Source organism: Streptomyces sp. AK08-02, assembly GCF_033795085.1.
Taxonomy (GTDB): domain Bacteria; phylum Actinomycetota; class Actinomycetes; order Streptomycetales; family Streptomycetaceae; genus Streptomyces; species Streptomyces echiniscabiei.
This window is the reverse complement of record NZ_JARAZV010000013.1, coordinates 243,567-262,899: the sequence shown is the minus strand read 5'-3', so window position 1 is coordinate 262,899 and position 19,333 is coordinate 243,567. Positions and strand designations below refer to the sequence as shown.

Annotated in this window: 12 protein-coding genes; 3 read left to right on the top strand and 9 right to left on the bottom strand. The window is 71.8% G+C overall.

The window, feature by feature from the left end; genetic code table 11:
• Positions 1–5: 5 nt before the first annotated feature.
• On the bottom strand, positions 6–3,473 hold the full coding sequence (locus PV734_RS27570; protein ID WP_319292508.1) for an ATP-dependent DNA helicase: 3,468 nt from the start codon (positions 3,471–3,473) through the stop codon (positions 6–8).
• 252 nt (positions 3,474–3,725) lie between these two features.
• Complete coding sequence (locus PV734_RS27565; RefSeq protein ID WP_319092102.1) at positions 3,726–4,091, bottom strand: MGMT family protein; 366 nt, start codon at positions 4,089–4,091, stop codon at positions 3,726–3,728.
• Between the two features lie 185 nt (positions 4,092–4,276).
• Between PV734_RS27565 and PV734_RS27560 the strand changes: the two genes are divergently transcribed.
• The 3 genes from PV734_RS27560 to PV734_RS27550 all read left to right on the top strand — a co-directional run bounded on the left by PV734_RS27560 (position 4,277) and on the right by PV734_RS27550 (position 10,326).
• Positions 4,277–7,015, top strand: a complete 2,739-nt coding sequence (locus PV734_RS27560; RefSeq protein WP_319092103.1) for a lysylphosphatidylglycerol synthase transmembrane domain-containing protein — start codon at positions 4,277–4,279, stop codon at positions 7,013–7,015.
• 97 nt (positions 7,016–7,112) lie between these two features.
• Positions 7,113–8,663, top strand: coding sequence for an alpha/beta hydrolase (locus tag PV734_RS27555; protein WP_319292506.1), 1,551 nt, complete (start codon positions 7,113–7,115; stop codon positions 8,661–8,663).
• A gap of 115 nt (positions 8,664–8,778) precedes the next feature.
• Positions 8,779–10,326, top strand: coding sequence for an alpha/beta hydrolase (locus tag PV734_RS27550; RefSeq protein ID WP_319092105.1), 1,548 nt, complete (start codon positions 8,779–8,781; stop codon positions 10,324–10,326).
• Positions 10,327–10,415: 89 nt separating this feature from the next.
• On the opposite strand, the gene moeZ is transcribed toward PV734_RS27550, so the two are convergent.
• The 7 genes from moeZ to PV734_RS27515 form a co-directional block, all read right to left on the bottom strand.
• Positions 10,416–11,594 carry an adenylyltransferase/sulfurtransferase MoeZ gene (moeZ, locus tag PV734_RS27545; protein ID WP_319092106.1) on the bottom strand — a complete coding sequence of 393 codons (1,179 nt, stop codon included), beginning with the start codon at positions 11,592–11,594 and terminating at the stop codon, positions 10,416–10,418.
• Positions 11,595–11,657: 63 nt separating this feature from the next.
• Entirely contained in the window at positions 11,658–12,407 is a 750-nt protein-coding gene (locus PV734_RS27540; protein WP_319092107.1) for a spherulation-specific family 4 protein, read from the bottom strand.
• Positions 12,395–13,348, bottom strand: coding sequence for an NAD-dependent epimerase/dehydratase family protein (locus PV734_RS27535; protein ID WP_319092108.1), 954 nt, complete (start codon positions 13,346–13,348; stop codon positions 12,395–12,397). Before PV734_RS27535 ends, PV734_RS27540 begins: the two co-directional genes overlap by 13 nt.
• Before the next feature lie 142 nt (positions 13,349–13,490).
• A complete protein-coding gene (locus tag PV734_RS27530; protein WP_319092109.1) occupies positions 13,491–14,759 on the bottom strand; it encodes a hypothetical protein in 1,269 nt (422 codons plus the stop codon).
• The gene (locus PV734_RS27525; protein WP_319292552.1) at positions 14,756–16,480 is read right to left on the bottom strand and encodes a DUF3492 domain-containing protein; all 1,725 of its coding nucleotides are present in this window, start codon (positions 16,478–16,480) and stop codon (positions 14,756–14,758) included. Before PV734_RS27525 ends, PV734_RS27530 begins: the two co-directional genes overlap by 4 nt.
• Positions 16,481–16,688: 208 nt before the next feature.
• Entirely contained in the window at positions 16,689–18,338 is a 1,650-nt protein-coding gene (locus PV734_RS27520) for an ABC transporter ATP-binding protein (protein ID WP_319292504.1), read from the bottom strand.
• On the bottom strand, positions 18,335–19,333 hold the full coding sequence (locus PV734_RS27515) for an ABC transporter permease (RefSeq protein WP_319292551.1): 999 nt from the start codon (positions 19,331–19,333) through the stop codon (positions 18,335–18,337). Before PV734_RS27515 ends, PV734_RS27520 begins: the two co-directional genes overlap by 4 nt.

The window sequence follows — 19,333 nt, the reverse complement described above, 5'->3', positions numbered from 1 at the left end:
GGGTGTCACTCGACCACTTGCCGGCCCTCCGGGCGGGCGCTGCACGATGCCCGGAAGGAGCAGTGGGCGCAGTGCTGGCCCGTAGTCGGAGTGAAGCGTTCATCGAGCACCTTGCCCGCGGCGGTGGCCAGCAGGTCGCCGACCCACTCCCCCTCCGCCCCCGCGTCCGCCCCTCCCTCCAGGGGGGCCTGGGCCTGCACCTTGGGCAGCGTCTCACCGCCGTCCCGTTTGGCGGCGCCCTGGCGCAGCTGGACGAGTTCGGCACCACCCGGTTCGGGGCGCACGCCGTCGAAGGCGTCGTCGACGGCGCCTTCGCGGACGGCGAGCTGGTAGACGGCGAGCTGGGGGTGGCGGGCCACCTCGGCGGCGGTGGGCACCTGTTTGCCGGTCTTGAAGTCGACCACGTAGGCGCGGCCCTCGCCGTCGGCCTCGACCCGGTCCATGGAACCGCGGATGCGCACTTCGTAGTCACCGGCTTCGAGGGTCACGTCGAAGTCGTGCTCGCTGGCCACGGGGGTGCGGCCGGTTCGCCTGGAGTCGACGTGCCAGGTCAGGAAGCGTTCGAGCGCCACGCGCGCGTGCCCCTTCTCCTGCTCGGACTTCCAGGGCGCGTCGAAGGCGAGCGCGTTCCACACGGAGTCGAGGCGTTCCATGAGGACGTCGAGGTCGGCCGGGGTGTGTCCGGAGGCGACCTCGTCGGCAAGGACGTGCACCACGTTGCCGAAGCCCTGGGCGGCGGTCGCCGGGGCGTCGGCCTTCACCTCGCGGCCCAGGAACCACTGCAGGGCGCAGGTGTTGGCGAGTTGGTCGAGGGCACTGCCGGAGAGCACGACGGGCTGGTCGCGGTCTCGCAGCGGGACCTTGCTCTCGGTCGGCTCGTACATGCCCCACCAGCGGTAGGGGTGGGCGGAAGGAACGAGCGGGCGGCTCTCCTCGTCGGTGAGCGCGGCGAGCCGGGCCAGGCGGCGGGCGGCGGCCTCCCTGAGGGCGGCGGAGACGCGCGGGTCGACCGTGGTGGCGCGGAGTTCGGCGACGAGGGCGGAGACGGAGAGTGGGCGGCGTGGACGGCCCGTCACGTCCTTGGGTTCGACGCCGAGTTCGGTGATGAAGCGGGAGGGCTGGTCGCCGTCGTCGGCGGGAGCCTTCACCGCGGTGACGACCAGGCGTTCCCGCGCGCGCGTGGCGGCCACGTAGAACAGCCGCCGTTCCTCGGCGAGCAGTGCTCCCGGGGTGAGCGGTTCGGCGAGGCCGTCGCGGCCGATGCGGTCGGCCTCCAGGAGGGAGCCGCGGCGGCGCAGGTCTGGCCACAGCCCCTCCTGGACGCCGGCGACGACGACGAGGCGCCATTGGAGGCCCTTCGAGCGGTGTGCGGTCATGAGGCGTACGGCGTCGGGGCGCACGGCGCGGCGGGTGAGGGTGTCGGCGGCGATGTCCTCGGCGTCGATCTCCTCCAGGAAGTTGAGGGTGCCCCGGCCGCCGGTGCGCTCCTCCGCGCGCGCGGCGGTCGCGAACAGCGCGCACACGGCGTCGAGATCGCGGTCGGCGTTGCGGCCTCCCGCGCCACCACGCCGGGCGGCCCGCTCCAGGCGTCCCGGCCAGGGTGTGCCGTTCCAGAGGTCCCAGAGGGCCTCCTCGGCCGTGCCTCCGCCCGCGAGGCGCTCCCGCGCCTTCCTCAGGAGCGCGCCGAGGCGTTGGGCGCCCCGCGCGTATGTCGGGTCGTGGACGACCAGTCGTTCGGGCTCGGCCAACGCGCGGGCCAGGAGTTCGTCGGAGGGCGGCGGGACGGGGTTGCCGGCGGTTCGCTCCTCCTCCCGGAGGGCGCGGCCGAGGCGGCGCAGATCGGCGGCGTCCATACCGGCGAGAGGGGAGGTGAGGAGGGTCAGGGCGGTTTCGGTGCCCAGCCATCCGACGGCTTCGGACAGAGCGACGTCGGCGGCGTCGGCGGCGTCGGCGGCGTCGGCGGCGTCGGCGGCGTCGGCGGCGTCGGCGGCGTCGGCTTCAGCGTCGGCGTCGGCGTCGGCTTCAGCGGAGACGCCGTTCCGCGCCGCGTGGGTGCCCGTCTCCTCGGCCGCTCCGGACGCCTCCGCGGTCGCCACCGCACGGAGCGCGGTCAGGAGTGGTGCCACCGCCGGTTCGTGGCGCAGGGGCAGGTCGTCGCCGTCGATGTCCAGGGGGACGCCGGCCGCCGTGAGGGCGCGCCGGAGTGTCGGGATCGTACGGCCGCCGGCGCGCACGAGGACGGCCATCTCGCCCCAGGGGACACCGTCCTCCAGGTTGGCGCGGCGGAGGATGTCGGCGATGTTGTCCAGCTCCGTGCCGGCCGTCGGGTATGTGCAGACCTCTACGCTGCCTCCGTCGCGGAGCGGGGCGAGTCCGCGGTGGGCGCGGACCTTCTCGGCCGGGAGGCGGCTCAGGGGCATGCGCTGGGTGAGGAGGCGGGTGGCGGTCAGCGGGGTTGCGGCGGAGCGGCGGGACGTCCTCAGGACCTCGACCGGGGCGGGGCGGCCGTCCGCGCGCGGGAAGGCGTGCGGGAAGTCCAGGATGCCGTTGACGTCCGCGCCGCGGAACGCGTAGATCGACTGGTCGGGGTCACCGAGGGCGACGAGTGTCCGGCCGCCTCCGGCGAGGGCGTGCAGCAGTCTGACCTGGGCCGGGTCGGTGTCCTGGTACTCGTCCACGTAGACGGCGTCGTAGCGGGCCGCGAGCTGCCCGGCGGTGTCGGGGCGGCTCGCGAGGAGCACCGCGCGGTGCACGAGTTCCGCGTAGTCGAGCACTCCCTGCATGTCGAGGACGTCGAGGTACTCGGCCAGGAAGGCGGCGGCGGCACGCCAGTCAGGGCGGCCGATGTGCCGGGCGAAGGCGTCCAGGGCGTCCGGGCCGAGGCCCAGTTCGCGGCTGCGGGCGAGGACCGCGCGGACCTCGTCGGCGAAGCCGCGGGTGGTGAGGCAGGCGCGCAGTTCGTCCGGCCAGCGCACATGGGCGAGGCCCAGCCGCTCCAGGTCGGGCTGGCCGGCGAGCAGTCCGCGTACGGCCACGTCCTGTTCGGGGCCGGAGAGCAGCCGCAGGGGTTCCACGAACAGGTCGCTGTCCTGGTGGGCGCGGACCAGCGCGTAGCAGAAGGAGTGGAAGGTGGTCGCGCGTGGAGCGTGGGCGGCTCCGATGCGCAGTGCCATCCGGTCGCGCAGTTCGACGGCGGCCTTACGGCTGAACGTCAGCACGAGGATCCGCTCGGGGTCCCCGCCTTGGGCGATGCGAGCCGACACGGACTCGACGAGGGTGGTGGTCTTCCCGGTACCCGGGCCCGCGAGGACCAGTAGTGGGCCCCGCCTGTGATCAACCACCGCGCGCTGTGCGGCGTCAAGACGAGGGGGATCCTGCCGCGGTGGCGGAGTGCGCACCAGTCGGTAAGCGCCACGGTTCCCCTGTCGCCCCTGGGGGTGCGGCAGGCGCCTGGTGGAGGAAGAGGAGCTCACGTGGTTCGCCGGTCCTGGTGGGTGTGCTGGTTGGCTGGCCGCGTGGAGAACGGTGGCCGGGGGGTGAGGGGGGTGGGTGCTGCCGACGGTACGCCGACAGACGGTTCGGAAGCAGGGCTTCCGCTTGTTCCCTCCCGCCCCGGGCGTCACCCGGGCCCCTCGCCCCACGAACGTACGCCATGGCACGGACGTGCCCGGTTTACCCCGTACGGGCCACAGGTCCCCCTGATGCCCGCCCGATGGCGGAAGCTGTCAGGTGTGACCCTCCGCCCGCTCGCCGCCGTCCCACCGCGCCCGTCTCATGTCGAGGCGCGGCAGATGCCCCTCGGCAGCCCTGCTCGCCTCCTTCAGGGGCGTGCCCTCCGCGCGGTAGTGGTCGAGGGCCGCCAGTTCGTGGCCCGGGAGCAGGACACCGTCGGCGCGGACGACGCGCCACCACGGAACAGCCCCTCCGTAGAGGGCCATCACCCGCCCGACCTGGCGCGGGCCACCCTCCTCCAGCCACTCGGCCACATCGCCATACGTCATGACACGCCCGGGCGGGATCAGCTCAGCGGCCTCCAGGGCCCGCTCGGCGTACTCCGGCAGGGCGTCCGCCGGGAGGCTCTCGTCGCTCATCCGGCCCATCCTGCCCCACCCCACCGACAATGTGACGGGGCGGCCACCGTGGGTGCCTCTCGCCCCGAAGCGGCGCTTGCGGCAGACTGTGCGCCCCCGCACCGCACCCTGATGCCCCTCTGTGTCAGTGGGGCATGCCACCATCGTGCGGGCGGTGACCGGTGATACGAGACCAAGAAGAGACCATGAACCAGCAGGGCGTGCACCCCGAAGGGGCGGAGGACACCTCTGAGGTCTCGTCGCGCCCCGATGCGGACGGCACCGGCCACGAACACGGGCGGACACCGGCCGGGACGACCGCCGACTGCGCGGACGACGACGCCCGTGCCGAGGAGGTCGAGGGCGACGAACCGCTGCTCCCCGCGCGCGTGCACCGCCCCTCCGACCTCATGCGGCTCCTGGCGGGCGTCGTCGCGATCGTCGTCCTGCTCGCGATCGCCGCGTTCGCGCACGGCACCACCTCGGGGCTCGAACAGGACATCAACAAGGGCACCGGTCAGGCGCCCGACCTGCTGATCAAGATCGCGGGTCTGGCGTCGAGCATCGCGATCCTGCTGGTGCCGGTGGCCTTCGCGATCGAGCGGCTGATCAAGCGGGACGGGCTGCGCATCGCCGACGGTGTCCTGGCGGCGGTCCTCGCGCACGGAGTGACCCTCGCCACCGACCTGTGGGTCGCCAAGGCCGCCCCCGGCTCGATCCAGGAGGCGCTGACCCAGCCCTCCCCCGGCGACATCCACGCCCTCACCGATCCGGTGCACGGCTACCTCGCGCCGGTCATCGCGTACATGACGGCCGTCGGCATGTCCCGTCGGCCGCGCTGGCGCGCCGTGCTGTGGGTGGTGCTGACGCTCGACGCGTTCTCGATGCTGGTCACCGGCTACACGACACCGTTCTCGATCATCCTGACGGTGCTGATCGGCTGGTCGGTGGCGTACGGGACGCTGTACGCGGTCGGCTCACCGAACGTGCGTCCTACCGGGCGCAACCTGATGGCGGGCCTGCGGCACGTCGGTTTCCGCCCGGTGAGCGCGGCCCGTGAGGAGGTGCCGGAGACGACGGACAGCGGTGACCGCGGCCGGCGCTACTTCGTCACCCTGGAGGACGGCCCTCCGCTGGACGTCACCGTGGTCGACCGCGAGCAACAGGCGCAGCACTTCTTCTACCGCATGTGGCGCAACATCACGTTGCGCGGTCTGGCCACCCGCAGCAGCCTCCAGTCGCTGCGCCAGGCGCTGGAGCAGGAGGCGCTCCTCGCGTACGCGGCGATCGCCGCCGGGGCCAACGCGCCCAAACTGATCGCGACCTCGGAGCTAGGCCCCGACGCCGTGATGCTCGTCTACGAGCACACCGGTGGTCACACGCTCGACTCACTGGACGACGAGGACATCACCGACGAGTTGCTGCGCAGCACCTGGCACCAGGTGAAGGCCCTGCAGTCGCGGCGCATCGCGCATCGCAGGCTCGTCGGCGAGGCGATTCTGGTGGATCGTTCCGGCAAGGTGATCCTCACCGACCTCCGGGTCGGCGAGATCGCGGCCGGCGATCTGTTGCTGCGCATGGACATCGCCCAACTGGTTTCGACGCTGGGCCTGCGGGTCGGCGCCGAACGCGCGGTGGCATCCGCGGTGGGCGTGCTCGGCCCGGACGCGGTGGCGGACTGCCTGCCGATGCTCCAGCCCATCGCGCTGTCGCGCTCCACGCGCGCGACACTGCGCAAACTCGCCCGCGAGCGTGCCCAGCGTCAGCGCGAGGCGGTCCTGGAGGCGTCCCAGCAGGCCAAGCAGGACCGGCTGGAGGCAGCTCACCACGCGGACACAGGGCCCGTCGTCCTGGAAAAGCCCGACAAGAAGGCGGTACGCGCGGAGAAACAGGCTGAGAAGCGGGCCATCGACGAGGCGCTGGAGGGGGCCCGCGAGGAGGATCTGCTCACCCAGATCCGCCACCAGGTGCTGCTGATCAGACCGCAGGCACCGGTGGAACCGGCCCGGCTGGAACGGGTGAGACCGCGCACCCTGATCAGTTTCATCGCGGGGGCGTTCGGCGCCTACTTCCTGCTCTCCCAGCTCACCCACATCGAGTTCGCCACGCTGATCGACAACGCCGAGTGGGGCTGGGTCATCGCGGCCGTCCTGTTCTCGGCGCTGAGTTACTTCGCCGCGGCGATGAGTCTGCTCGGGTTCGTGCCGGAGCGGGTGCCGTTCATGCGGACGGTGGCCGCGCAGGTCGCCGGATCGTTCGTGAAGATCGTGGCGCCCGCGGCGGTGGGCGGTGTCGCTCTCAACACACGTTTCCTGCAGCGCGCGGGCGTGCGGCCCGGGCTCGCGGTGGCCAGTGTCGGCGCGTCGCAGTTGTTCGGGCTCGGCTGCCACATCCTGATGCTGCTGTCGTTCGGCTATCTGACCGGCACCGAGAAGACGCCGTCGCTGTCGCCGTCCCGGACGGTCATCGCGGGCCTGCTGACGGTCGCGGTGCTCGTCCTCGTGGTGACCTCGGTGCCGTTCCTGCGGAAATTCGTCGTCACGCGCGTGAGGTCGCTGTTCGCCGGTGTCGTACCGCGCATGCTGGACGTTCTCCAGCGGCCCCAGAAACTGGTCACGGGTATCGGCGGCATGCTGCTGCTGACCGCGTGCTTCGTGATGTGCCTGGACGCGTCGATCCGCGCCTTCGGTGACGAGTCGACCTCGCTCAGCCTCGCCAGCGTGGCCGTCGTCTTCCTCGCCGGCAACGCGTTGGGCTCGGCGGCGCCCACCCCGGGTGGTGTGGGCGCGGTCGAGGCGACCTTGACTGTCGGTCTGATCGCCGTCGGCCTCCCCAAGGAGGTCGCCGCCCCGGCCGTGCTGCTCTACCGGCTGCTGACCCTCTGGATCCCGGTACTCCCGGGCTGGCTGTTCTTCAATCACCTGACCCGGAAGGGCTCCCTGTAGAGAACCCGCCTCAGGCCGGTTCTTCCCCGCGCGGACGCCGTACCTCGTACGGCTCGTGCCCCGAGCGCGCCACCGGGTACGACCGCAGGATGGGGGCATGCCCCGCCCCTTCCGGCCGCGTGCCACTGCTCTGACGGTCACCGCCCTTCTGCTGTCGTCCCTGATGGCGGGGTGCAGCGACGATTCCGGCGCCTCGGACGGGGACTTGTCGGTCCAGCAGCTGAGTTGGCGGGACTGTCCGGCGCCGTCCGAGGCGGAGGGAGGCGGTGAGGCGCCGTCGCCGCTTCCGGGGGGCGACGGCTGGCAGTGCGCCACCATGAAGGCACCGCTGGACTGGACCGAGCCGAAAGGCGAGACGATCGGGATCGCGCTGATCCGGGCCAGGGCGAGCGGCGCCGCGAGCAGGCGCATCGGGTCGCTGATCTTCAACTTCGGTGGGCCCGGTGGCTCGGGAGTCGGCGCACTCCCCTCGTTCGGCGCGGATTACGCGACCCTGCGCACGCGCTACGACCTGGTGAGTTTCGACCCTCGCGGGGTCGGCCGCAGCGCGGGCGTGCGATGCGAGGACAGCGAGCGGCTCGACGTGTACTTCCAGCAGGACGCGACGCCCGACGACGCCGCCGAACGTGCCGAACTGCTGGACAGCACCCGAAAGTTCAACGCGGCCTGCGAGAAGCACTCCAAGAGGGTGCTCCCGCATGTCCGCACCACCGAAGCGGCCCGCGACATGGATCTGCTGCGCCAGGTGCTCGGCGACGACAAGCTGCACTACTTCGGCATCTCGTACGGCACCGAACTCGGCGGCGTCTACGCACATCTGTTCCCCAAAAAGGTGGGCCGAGCCGTCTTCGACGCGGTCGTCGACCCGACCCGGACACCTGAACAGGGCTCGCTCGGGCAGGCCGAGGGCTTCCAGCTGGCGCTCGGCAACTTCGCCGAGGACTGCACGTCCAAGACCGAGGACTGCCCGGTCGGCGACACCGCACAGGACGTCGAGAACCGGATCGCCAAGCTCCTCAAGGATCTCGACGCCAAGCCCATCCCAGGCATCTTCCCGCGCGAGCTGACCCAGAGCACGGCGGCCGGCGGCATCGCGCAGGCGCTGTACTCCCAGGAGTTCTGGCCCTATCTCACCAATGGCCTTGAACAGGCGTACGACGGTGACGGGACGGTTCTGATGCTGCTCTCCGACTCGATGAACGGGCGCAACCGGAACGGCGAGTACAGCAACATCACCGCGGCGAACATCGCCATCAACTGCTCGGACGCGAAGCCGCGTTACACCGTCGCGGACGTCGAGGCGAGGCTGCCGGCGTTCCGCGCCGCATCGCCCGTGTTCGGCGAATTCATGGCCTGGTCCATGGTCGGCTGCACCGACTGGGCTGTGCGGGGCGCCACCGACCACCCCGACGTCAGCGCGACGGGGTCGGCGCCGATCCTCGTCATCGGCAACACCGGCGACCCGGCCACGCCGTACGAGGGCGCTCGGAAAATGGTGCGGGCGCTCGGCGCGGGCGTGGGCGTCGAACTGACATACAAGGGGCAGGGGCACGGCGCGTACGACAGCGGAAACCGGTGTGTGCTCAGGGCGGTCAACAGCTATCTGCTCGACGGGAAAGTTCCGGCGACCGGGACCGTATGCACCTAGGAAAGTGCAGGTCAGACGGTTATCCACAGGCTGATACGGCCTTGGCGCGGTCCGCCTACTATGGCCGGACCGCCATCCGCCGATCCGAGCGGAGGCTCGCAGGGGGGAAGTACACATGCCTCGTTTCGTACGCTGGACGGCCGCTGCCGCCGCCGCGCTGCTGGTGGGCGGCTGCAGCAGCGGCGCATCCGACAGCGCTGACGGCAAGGGGTCCGGCGGCGCCACGCCACCGTCGGCCACGTCCTCGTCACGCGCCTCGCCCGGGCTACCGGCCTCGCTGACCTCGCAGAAGCCCGACTGGGACCGCTGCGAAGGCACGTCGGACTCCCCCACACCGGGTGGCGACTGGCAGTGCGCGACGCTCAAGGTGCCGCTGGACTACGCGAAGCCGGACGGCGAGACCATCGGCCTGGCACTCATCCGGGCCAAGGCCACCGGAGGCAGCCGCATCGGGTCCCTCCTGTTCAACTTCGGCGGACCCGGCCAGTCGGGCATCTCCGTGATGCCCTCGTACGCCGGCACGGTCTCCGAACTCCGCAAGCGCTACGACCTGGTGAGCTGGGACCCTCGCGGGGTCGGGGCCAGCGAAGGCGTGCGTTGCCGCAGCGACAAGGAGATCCAGGCTGCCGAGACGGTGGACCCGACGCCGGACGACGCGGCCGAGGAGGCGGCGTACCTCAAGGACGCGGCCGACTTCGGCAGAGGCTGCGCCAAGGCCGCCGGAGACCTCGTCGCTCATGTCTCGACGACCGATTCCGCCCGCGACATGGACCTGATGCGACAGGTCCTCGGCGATACGAAGACGCACTACTTCGGCATCTCGTACGGCACCGAACTCGGCGGCGTGTACGCCCACCTGTTCCCGAAGAACGTGGGGCGACTGGTCCTCGACGCCGTCGTCGACCCGAGCGCCGACCTGGTGGGACACGCGAAGAACCAGGCCCGGGGCTTCCAGCGTGCCCTCGACGACTACCTGAAGTCGACAGGCCAAAACCCGGACCAGGGCTCACAGAAGATCTCGGCCCTGCTGAAGCGCATCGACGCCGAGCCGCTGCCCACGTCCTCGGGCCGGAAGCTGACCCAGAGCCTTGCGGTCACGGGAGTCCTCGTACCGCTCTACAGCGAGCAGAGCTGGCCGGCGCTGACCAGCGCCCTGGAAACAGCCGAACAGGGCGACGGATCGGATCTGCTGGCGCTCTCCGACGGCTACAACGACCGTGACGCGTCAGGCCACTACGGCACGACGACGCACGCCCAACGAGTCATATCGTGCTTGGACGACAAGCAGCGGCCGAGCGTGGCGCAGACCAGGAGGCTGCTGCCCGAGTTCCGGAAGATCTCGCCCGTGTTCGGGGAGTACATGGGCTGGGACACGGCCGGCTGGTGCCACGACTGGCCGGTGGCCGGTCAGTACGACACACCGGAGGTCGGCGCGCCCGGCGCGGCACCCGTCCTGGTGGTCGGCAACACCGGGGACCCGGCGACTCCGTACGAGGGCACGCGCAAGATGGCGGACGAGCTGGGCAAGGGCGTCGGCGTGGTGCTGACGTGGCGGGGCGAGGGGCATGGGGCGTACGGCAGTGGGAGCGGCTGTGTCGACTCCACGGTGAACGCGTATCTGCTGGAAGGGACGGTGCCGCAGGACGGCAAGGTCTGTTCATGACGGCGGCGGGGGCCCCGGGCACCTGTGGTGCGCGGGACCCCCGCCGGCCGAGCAGGACCTACGGGGTGAGCGCTGGAGTGAACAGCGGGTCAGTACACCGGCTTGTGCGGCTCGATCTGGTTGACCCAGCCGATCACACCGCCGCCGACGTGGACCGCGTCCGAGAAGCCGGCGGACTTCAGGACCGCGAGGACTTCCGCACTGCGGACACCCGTCTTGCAGTGCAGGACGATCTTCTTGTCCTGCGGGAGGGTCGCCAGGGCGGTGCCCATGAGGAACTCGTTCTTCGGGATCAGCTTGGCGCCCGGGATCGAGACGATCTCGTACTCGTTGATCTCGCGGACGTCGATGATCTCGATGTTCTCGCCGTCGTCGATCCACTCCTTGAGCTGCTTGGGAGTGATCGTCGAGCCGGCCGCCGCCTGCTGGGCCTCCTCGGACACGACGCCGCAGAAGGCCTCGTAGTCGATGAGCTCGGTGACGGTCGGGTTCTCACCGCAGACCGCGCAGTCGGGGTCCTTGCGGACCTTGACCTGGCGGTACTGCATCTCCAGGGCGTCGTAGATCATCAGGCGGCCGACGAGGGGCTCGCCGATGCCCGCGAGGAGCTTGATGGCCTCGTTGACCTGGATGGAACCGATGGACGCGCACAGCACGCCCAGGACGCCGCCCTCGGCGCAGGAGGGAACCATGCCGGGGGGCGGGGGCTCCGGGTAGAGGCAGCGGTAGCAGGGTCCGTGCTCGGACCAGAAGACGGAGGCCTGGCCGTCGAAGCGGTAGATCGAGCCCCACACGTAGGGCTTGTTCAGCAGGACGGCCGCGTCGTTGACCAGGTAACGGGTCGCGAAGTTGTCCGTGCCGTCGACGATCAGGTCGTACTGGCTGAAGATCTCCATCACGTTCTCGGCTTCGAGCCGCTCTTCGTGAAGGACCACGTTGACGTACGGGTTGATGCCCAGCACCGAGTCACGGGCGGACTGGGCCTTGGAACGGCCGATGTCCGCCTGGCTGTGGATGATCTGGCGCTGCAGGTTCGACTCGTCGACCTCGTCGAACTCCACGATGCCGAGCGTGCCCACGCCCGCCGCGGCCAGGTACATCAGCGCCGGCGAACCCAGGCCGCCGGCGCCCACACAGAGCACCTTGGCGTTCTTCAGCCGCTTCTGCCCGTCCATCCCGACATCGGGGATGATCAGGTGGCGGGAGTACCTGCGGACCTCGTCTACGGTGAGCTCGGCAGCGGGCTCAACCAGGGGTGGCAGCGACACGGGGACTCCGTTGGTCGGTCAATCACTACAGTTGTTCTCCCCGTAACACTGCCACGCCCTTCTTCATTCCGAGACACCCGTTCCGAGGCGCGAGACGATGTCGTCCCAGTAGCCGGGCATGGTCTCCCAGGGGTCACTGCGGGCACCGCGGTCCGTGCGGTCGGTGAAGTAGATCGTGGCCGCGCCCTGCCAGCGGGCGATGCGCAGCGCCTCGTCGAGATGGCCGAGCGGCAGTCCGTGCACGAAGTGGCAGAAACGCTCGGGCGGATGGTCGGCGGTCCACTCGGCGACCTGCGACCAGCGGTAGTCGCTCCAGTGGCCGGAGAACGTGACGAGCTGGTCGGCGTGCTCGGCGTAGTCCGGATGCGGATGGGTGCCGTGGCCCAGGACGATGTGCGCGTCCGCGTCCGCCGTACGGAGAGTTTCGACCGTGCGGCGGATCCCCGGGAGCGCGGCGCGGTCGGTCGGGCAGCGGTCCAGGAGGAAGCCGTCCGCCTTGTACCAGTCCCGGTATCGCTGCGCCTCGGCGCTCAGCTCACCGTGCGGGCGGGCCCCGTGAGCCGTGTCGAGGTGACCGAGGACACGGACACCCGCGTTGCGCAGGCGGCCGACGGCCTCCAGACAGTGCGGATCGGGGCGGCTTCCCGGGCCGTCGGCGACGTTGAGGACGACCCAGTGCAGGGGCGTGCCCGGGCGGGCGAGTTCACTCCACTCGGTCGGTGCGACGAGGGGATGCGCGAAGCCCGGGATGCCGAAGCCGGTGCGTACCCCGGTGCTCGCGGTGCCCGCCCTGGCACTGGTCAGATGCGGCATGCCGCCTCCATCCAGATGTCGGCGAGAGACTCCTCCAGGTTGATCCGGGGGCGCCAGCCGAGCCGGTCGCGTGCGGTGCGTACATCGGCCTGCTGCCAGCTGCCGCAGCCGTCCGGGTACGCGACCGGGGCCGCGTGGTCCGGGTCGGTGCGGGGGTGGCCGATGGACGCCCTCAGGGGGCCGGGCGGGCCGTCGAGTTCGTGCAGCGCGCCGCCGTACCCGGCCACCCTGGCGAGGACGGACGCGGCGTCCCGCAGACGCACGGCGCGGCCGGAGCCGATGTTGATGACGCCCTGGGCGGCCGAGAGCGAGGCGGCGTGGACGGCGCGTGCCACGTCCCGTACGTCGATGAAGTCGCGCTGTGCGCCCAGGCCGCCGAGCTTGAGTTCGCCGTCACCTGACTGCATCGCGCGCCGCATCGCCTCGGCGAGGCGACCGAGCGGTGAGCCGGCGGGCGTACCGGGCCCGGCCGGCGAGAAGACGCGCAGGACGACGGCGTCGAGACCGGATCCCAGGACCAGTTCGGTGGCGGCGAGTTTGCTCACGCCGTACGGCCCGCCGGGGCGGGGGACGGCGTCCTCGGCCGTGGAGGAACCGGGCTGGCTGGGGCCGTACTCGGCGCCGCAGCCCAGCTGGACCAAGCGGGCGCCGCAGCCGCTGCGCCGCAGTGCCTCGCAGACGGTGGCGACGGCGACCGTGTTGTGCCGGGTGAGTTCGCGGGCCCCACCGCGGGTGGCACCCGCGCAGTTGACGACCACTCCGGGGTGGACGGCGTCGAGGAAGCGGGTGAGCGCGCCGGGGCTGCCGGACGCGAGGTCGAACCGGACGTCGGCGTCGTCGCCGCGGCCCAGGGCGGTGAGCTGCACGGCCGGGTCGGCGAGCAGTCGGTCGGCGACGAAGCGGCCGAGGTAGCCGTTGGCTCCGATCAGCAGAACCCTCATCGGACGGCTCCCTCGCCGGATGCTCCGGCTCCAAGTCGGGAGGTGATCATCGGTGTACTCCTTCGGGAATTGCGGGTGTCGTTCGTGGTGGAGGGCCGGGCATCGCGGAAGCGGGCGCCTGCCGTGGTCGTGGTCCGGGACGTCATCCGGCCTCACCCGGCGTCGCGTGCGCCGATGCCCTGGTCAGCGTGCGGGCGGCGTGGAGCAGGAGGACCAGGGCGGCCCCCGCGCAGGTCGCGGCCGGGATGCCTGCCGGACTCCAGGCGGTCACGACCGCGTCCACAGGGGCGGCCAGGAAGGCGCATCCGGGCAGGTGCGACGCGAAGGCGGTGGCCAGGGCCGCCGCCTCCGTAGCGGCTGCCGCGCCGAGGACCACTGCCGGGGCGTGGGCGAAGCCGTGTGCCGTGAGGAGGCGGGCCAGCAGGAGCAGGGCGCCGAGGGTGACCGTCGTGGTGTAGGCCGCCGGTTCGCGCAGGACCGTCGCGGAGGCCGCGACGAGCGCCGCCGACGCGCAGACGAACAGGGCGAGAGCGCTCAGGAGGAGGGGTTTCACAGCCGCGGTGAAATCCGCCAGGCCGCGGCTGACGGCCAGCTTGCGACGGGCTCCCGCCGCGAAGAGGTGTGCGCACCAGGCCGCCGGCGCACAGGCCAGCGTGAGGGCCAGCACCGGGGCGGTGGACAGGTCCCGGACGGCCGTCGGGAATCCGCCGGGGCCGCCCGTCAGCGCGGCGGTGAGCAGGTCGTCCCCCAGGAGGGCGTACGCGAGGAGCCAGTAGGTCCACGCGCGCGTGGAGGCCGGGGTGTGGCTCCCGTACGTGCCGGGGGGCGCCGGGTGGGACCTCGGGCCCAGTGGCCCCCGGCCCAGTGCCGCGCGTACGGCGAGTGCCACGGCCAGGGCGCCCAGCGTCGCCACGGCCAGCCGGACCCGGCCCTCGGTGAGGTGCAGGCCCGTCACCGTCGCCGCGCACAGGACGCCAGGCAGCAGGGAGAGCAGGACCCAGTCGGCCCGGACGCGGGGTGCGGGCGTCGGGGTGGGCCGCGGTGCCGTTTCCGTCTCCCGGGAGACGCGGGCGTACAACTCCTCGGCCAGCGAGAACACGTCCCGGTGGCGGAAGCGGGCGGCCGTCCGGTCCGTCATGCCGTGGGCCTCCAGGCCGGCGGCGATCTCCAGGGGATCCACCGCCCGCTCGCACAGCTCACGGTGTCGGTGCATGAGCGCCTTGACGGGGTCTCCGGTCCCTCGGCGCGCGGCACGGGCGGCGGGCGGGGTCGCCTGTGTGTGCTCCCCCGTCTCGCGCGTCTCCCGTACGTTCGTCTCGGCGGCGCCCGTGAGCCACTCCTCCGAGTGCTCGTCCCAGCCTCCGGGGCTGTCCGGTGTCCCGGGGCGGTCCAGTTCTCCCAGCTCGCTCATCGCACGCCCTCCCCGGCCGGTACGGGGGTCGCCTGTACCGGTGCGGAAGCGTGTCCTGTCGCCCATCTGGGGCCGCCCCGGGCCACCACGCCTATGCCGGCCTGCGTCCAGCGGCCGGGGACGTGGGCCTCCGCCGGGACGGCGAACGGGAGCGGCTCGCCGACGTGGTCGAGGACCACTCTGCTGACGGGACAGCGCGCGACGATCTCCAGGTAAATGCCGTGAAATGCCTCGACGTTCTGCTCGACGGTGAACAGTTCGAGGGCACGGGCGCGAGCGGCGGCGCCCAGACGTTCGCGGCGCGCCGGGTCGCGCAGCAGCGCCACGCATGCCTCCGCGAGCGCTTTCGGGTTGCGCGGGGGCACCACGAGCCCCGTTCCGCCGATGATCTCGACGACCGCGCCCACGTCCGTCGACACGGTCGCCCGGCCGCAGAACATGGCCTCGACCAGGCTGATCGGGAAACCCTCGACGACGCTCGACAGGACGACGACCCCGCCCGCCGCGTACGCCTCCGCGAGGGTCGGCGCTTCGGGGCCGCCGATCCCCTCGAACGACACCGGGTTGTCGCCGACGGCGTGCATGCCCTCGGCCTCGTCGGGGAAGAGTTGCGCCGCCAGCGCCCGGCAGTGACCGAGATACGCCTCGCTCTCGGCTCCCGCGGCCGCGCCGATGATGCGCAGGCGGGTCTTCGGCTCCTCCTTGCGGACCTCCGCGAAGGCGTGCAGGAGGGAGATCAGGTCCTTGGCGGGCTCGATACGGCCGACCCAGATCAGCGTGTCGGGGTCCGCGGTCTCCGGCGACTCGCCCACGTCCGCGAAGTGGGACGCGTCCATGCCCGGGTACACGGTCCGCAGCTTCTCCCGGTCGGCCCCGCATCTCTCCTGCCAGCGGCGGGTGTGCGTGTTGCCGGGAGTGACCAGCGCGGCCCGCCGGTAGACCTCCGAGGCCAGCCTGCCGTGGAAGGCCGCCAGCAGGGACCGTACGGCCGGGGCCTGGTCGTCGGCGCCCGAGGCCAGGTAGTGCGCCCGCAGCGGGACTCCGTACTCGGTGACCAGGAGGGGTACGCCGGAGAAGTGGTGGGCGAGCAGGCCGGGGAGTGCCGCAGGGCCGCCGGCGGCGGCATGGCAGAGGTCGACCGAGCCGAGCCCGTCGTCCTCGTACCAGTCGAGCGAGAGGGGGCGCAGGGCGCGTTCCAGTTGCGCGGCGACGGTGAGCAGGTCCGGGACGCGCGCCTCGCGCGCCGCTCCCAGGGCGCCGGGCGCACGACACGCGCGCTCAAGGGCGCGTACGGCGCCTTCGGAGCGGAGCGCTCCCACCAGTCCGCCCTCGTCGCGGGCGAGTTCGGCGAGCCCGTACAGCGCGCTGCCGAAACGGTCCGCCTCAGCGGTGGACGGGGCCGATCCGGCCGACGCCTTCCCCGCGTCGGGCCCGCCGCACAGGGTCGAGGCCAACTCTCCGTAGGCCTCGGCGAATCGCCGCCGTGCCCGGCGGCCGTACACCACCCCGTCGTCCTCGGCCGTCCACAGTGGCGCGGTCCTCACCCGGCTGACCTGCGACGGCAGTTCGATCCAGCCCTCGTCCTCCTGCCGCTCACTGCGGCTGAGCGCGTAGATGTCGAACTCGTGTCCACCGAGCCCGCGCACGAGCCGGTCGCACCAGAGTCTGGCGTCACCGCTCACATACGGATAGCCACCCTCCGTCAGCAGTCCGATGCGCACGAGCACACCCCCGATCTCCCTTGTGGGGAGCCGCCGTTGACCCGGCGGCTCGCAGCGGGACGAACGTATGCGGACATGACGGTGGTGCGACGGACGGTTGTCCGTCACACCACCAAAAGGGGTGAACGGTCGTAACTTTCGCGCGCGGATCGCGTTCCGTCGCGCTAGGAGATCATTCGCGCACCATTGGTGACGAACACCTGTATGGTCAGACGGGCGTCAACTCCTGGCGGGCGGCGCGCCGACGGGCAGCGATCTCCGGGTCGAGAGCGGGTACGGCGGCCAGCAGCTGCCGGGTGTACGGGTCTCTCGGATTGTCGTACACCTCGTCGGCGGGCCCCGACTCGACGATCCGGCCCCGCCGCATCACCGCGACGCGGTCGCTGACCTGGCGTACCACGGCGAGATCGTGGGCGACGAACACCAGCGCGAGGCCGAGTTCGTGCTGCAACTCGCCGAGCAGGGCGACCACCTGGGCCTGGGTCGTGACGTCGAGCGCCGAGACCGGCTCGTCGCAGACGATGACGCGGGGTTCGGCGGCCAGCGCCCGGGCGATGCCCACGCGTTGGCGTTGGCCGCCGCTGAACTCGTGCGGATAGCGGTCGTAGTGCGCCGGGTCGAGCCCCACCCGCGCCAGCAGCTCCCCCACGCGCCCACGGACACGACTTTCGTCCTTCTCGCCGCGTGCCCGCAGTGGGTCGGCGATCGACTCGCCCACACTGCGGCGGGGGTTGAGGGAGGAGACCGGGTCCTGGAACACCATCTGCACGGCCGGGCCGGCCCCGGACCGCACGTGCCCCTCGTAACGCACCTCGCCGACCGTCGGCTCAAGCAGCCCGACCAGCATCCGTCCGAGGGTTGTCTTGCCGCTGCCGCTCTCGCCGACGATCCCGAGGGTCTCGCCCCTGCGCACGGTCAGCGACACGTCGTCCACGGCCGCGAACGCCCGTTTCCCGCGCCCGAACTCGCGCCGCAGGCCGACAGCCTCCAACACCACCTCGCGGGCGTCGGAAGAGTCCTGGGGGACCCGTCTCACGTCCACGCGCGGTACCGCGGCGAGCAGTTCACGCGTGTACGCCTCCGAGGGGGTCCCCAGAACGGCGGCGACCGGACCGTGCTCGACGGCGCGCCCGTGCCGCATCACCAGCACGTCGTCGACGCTCTCCGCCGCCACCCCCACGTCGTGCGTGACGAGCAGGAGTCCCATGCCGGTCTCCTCGCGCAGGGTGTGCAGCAGGTCGAGGATCTGCGCCTGGACGGTGACGTCCAGCGCGGTCGTGGGCTCGTCGGCGATCAGCAGATCGGGCTCGCAGGCGAGCGCCATGGCGATCAGCGCGCGCTGCCGCATCCCCCCGCTGAACTCGTGCGGCCGGGACCGGAACCGCCGTACCGCGTCCGGAATCCCGACTCGGTCCAGTACGTCGACGGCACGCGCGCGTGCGGCCCGCCGGGACGCCTTGGTGTGCACCCGGTACACCTCGGCGATCTGGTCGCCCACCGCGTAGTACGGGTCGAGCGAGGACAGCGGATCCTGGAAGACCATCGCCGCCTTCGCCCCGCGCAGCCGCCGCAGCTCGGCCTCCGGCGCCCGCTGTACGTCGGTTCCGGCGACGCGGACCGTGCCGCCGACCTCCGCTCCCGTACCGCGGTGCAGCCCCAGCAGGGCGGACGCGACCGTCGACTTGCCCGAACCGGACTCGCCGACAAGGCCGAGCGCGGCGCCCTTCGCCAGCCGGAACGACAGCCCGTCCACGGCGAGCAGGGAGCCGAAGGCGACCGTCAGACCGTCGACCTCCACGAGAGCCCTGTCGTCCGCGCCGTCCACCGGAGCCTCAATTGAGGCCTTGTCCAAGCTCATACGAGCACCACCCGTCGATCGGCCACCGCGTAGAGCACATCCGCGACGGCGTTGGCGATGACCACGAAGAATCCGGTGACCAGGACCATGCCGACGACCACCGGCAGGTCGACCACCTTGACCGCCTCGACGAGCTCCTGTCCGATACCGGGCAGCCCGAAGAGCGTCTCGGTGAGCACCGCGCCGCCGAACATCGACCCGAAGTCCGTGGCGCTCAGGGCGATCAGCGGCGCCACCGCACCGCGCAGCGCGTGCCGCCCGATGATGGACCGCTCCCCGACGCCGTACGCGCGGAAGGTGCGTACGTGGTCCTCCGCGAGTGTCTCCAGCATCGACGCCCTGGTCAGGCGGGCGTACTTGGCGGACTCGATCAGGGCGAGCGACAGCCAGGGCAGCAGCAGGTTCCACGCCCACTGTTCGGGATCGTCCGCGAAGGGCACGTACTGCGGGAACGGCAGCAGCTCCAGCTGGCCACAGACGACGATCATCAGGATCAGGCCGATGACGAAGACGGGCGTCGCCGTGCCGGCCAGCGTGAGCCCGGTCAGCAGGCGCTCGGTGGGCCGGCCGCGCCGCCAGGCCGAGAGCACCCCGGTGCCGACGCCGATGAGCAGCCACAGCCCCATCGCGCCGAGCGCGAGCGAGCCGGTGACCGGCAGTTTCGCCAGGATCAGCTCGGTGACCTGCTGGTCGCTCTGGTACGACAGGCCGAGGCAGGGCGCCGAGCAGTGCTGGACGGACGTACCTGTCGAGTAGTCCTGGCCCGCGAAGACGCCCTCAAGGAAGTGCCAGTAGCGCAGGTACAGCGGGTCGTCGAGGCGCAGTTGCTCGGTGACCTGCTGCACCTGCGCCGGGGAGCAGCGCGGGCCGCAGGTGATCTGGGCGACGTTGCCGGGGGCGACATAGAAGACGACGTAGATGATGACCGAGATGGCGAGGAGGGTGACGACCGCGCCGATGACCCGGCGTGCGACGAAGCCGCCGAAACCGGAGAT

What these genes read in the sequence shown, in the direction of transcription:
- PV734_RS27550 (WP_319092105.1), top strand. Translation starts at nt 8,779, where the DNA reads ATGCCTCGTTTCGTACGCTGGACGGCCGCTGCCGCCGCCGCGCTGCTG.
- PV734_RS27535 (WP_319092108.1), bottom strand. Translation starts at nt 13,348, where the DNA reads ATGAGGGTTCTGCTGATCGGAGCCAACGGCTACCTCGGCCGCTTCGTC.
- PV734_RS27520 (WP_319292504.1), bottom strand. Translation starts at nt 18,338, where the DNA reads ATGAGCTTGGACAAGGCCTCAATTGAGGCTCCGGTGGACGGCGCGGAC.
- PV734_RS27540 (WP_319092107.1), bottom strand. Translation starts at nt 12,407, where the DNA reads ATGCCGCATCTGACCAGTGCCAGGGCGGGCACCGCGAGCACCGGGGTA.
- PV734_RS27555 (WP_319292506.1), top strand. Translation starts at nt 7,113, where the DNA reads ATGCCCCGCCCCTTCCGGCCGCGTGCCACTGCTCTGACGGTCACCGCC.
- PV734_RS27560 (WP_319092103.1), top strand. Translation starts at nt 4,277, where the DNA reads ATGAACCAGCAGGGCGTGCACCCCGAAGGGGCGGAGGACACCTCTGAG.
- PV734_RS27530 (WP_319092109.1), bottom strand. Translation starts at nt 14,759, where the DNA reads ATGAGCGAGCTGGGAGAACTGGACCGCCCCGGGACACCGGACAGCCCC.
- PV734_RS27565 (WP_319092102.1), bottom strand. Translation starts at nt 4,091, where the DNA reads ATGAGCGACGAGAGCCTCCCGGCGGACGCCCTGCCGGAGTACGCCGAG.